The following is a 1,271-nucleotide window of genomic DNA, read 5'->3' on the forward strand; positions in this document are numbered from 1 at the left end:
GCCTATAAATCATTTCGATATAAATTGATTACATCTTTTAAAGCAGCAGCTGCAGCTCCGCGTGGATTAGAAGCTCCACCAATTGTAGTGACTTGTCCCATTGTATCTGTAAAGAACGTAATTCCTTTTTCCGTGCCATTTATATTTGCTAACGGATGTTCTTTCTCTAAATTACAAGGTTGTACACTAAGGTTTACTTTTCCATTATCATCTTTATATGCTGATGCAATTAATTTAATTGATTTATTTTGTTCCTTTGCATTTTGAATTTGTTGCGTTGTAACGTGCTCTATTCCGTTTATTTTTATATCTTTGAGTGAATAATTGTTTCCCATTAAACTATTCGTCAAAAGTAATAATTTACAAGCGCTATCCATCCCGCTTATATCTAATAACGGGTTAGTCTCCGCAATTCCTTTATTTTGTGCTTCTTGCAATGCTTCTTCAAACGTCTTATATTCTTCATGCATCTTTGTAAGRATATAATTTGTTGTCCCGTTCAATATTCCTTCTATTTTTTCAATATGGCAACCTGCTAAAYTTAGTTGTCCAATGTCTAATGTCGGTAACGCAGCGGCAGTCGCACCGCTATATCGAATGCGTGAGCCTGAAATACGTGCTGCCGTATTCAGTTCACTCCAAGCTGTAACAAGTGCACCTTTTGAAATAGCTACTATATCCATTTGATTTTCAATAGCTTGTTTCATATACTGTTTCCCTGGATTTCCATTTTTAAGATTTGTAGCAGTTGATTCAACCAATACAGTACCATTTATATTAATCGTTCCGCGTTCCTCTGGATAATGTTCGATATATTTTTCAATTGCAGCAGAACCATCACCATACGTCAATAAATCATTAATCTGCAAACCTTTCCCGTTATGTATTGCAATATTTCTTCCTATCACTCCACTAACAGCTAACTCAATTCCATATGTTTCATTTACATATAAATATTTTTCGTTTAATAATTTAATAAATTCTTTACCAACTGTCCCATACCCTGATAATACCACTTGAATTTTCATAATATCCCCCCATATTTTTCTACCAAATCCCTCTTTCAATATAATATAAAGCGCCCTCGAATTCCATCGAGAGCGCTTTATTATTATCTATTTCGGTAACCGTGATAATTTTTCTGCAATTGTTCTATAAAACTCTTGAATATTAGAAAAACCTAACGTGTCTGAAACGCTTAATCCTACCATATCAAGATGGTCCCAATTTGCTTTCGTTTCGATATGATTCCATTTTCCAACCTGTAAAGA

1 protein-coding gene and 1 pseudogene are annotated in these 1,271 nt (G+C 34.2%); both read right to left on the reverse strand.

Annotated elements, in window-relative coordinates; all coding sequences use genetic code 11:
• Positions 1 to 2: 2 nt before the first annotated feature.
• On the reverse strand, positions 3 to 1,028 hold the full coding sequence (locus AC1DJR_RS30240; protein ID WP_477004286.1) for a homoserine dehydrogenase: 1,026 nt from the start codon (positions 1,026 to 1,028) through the stop codon (positions 3 to 5).
• 87 nt (positions 1,029 to 1,115) lie between these two features.
• Positions 1,116 to 1,271: pseudogene (locus AC1DJR_RS30245) on the reverse strand (lipase); the annotation flags it as partial.

It is taken from the genome of Bacillus sp. 05T31 (genome assembly GCF_056396725.1).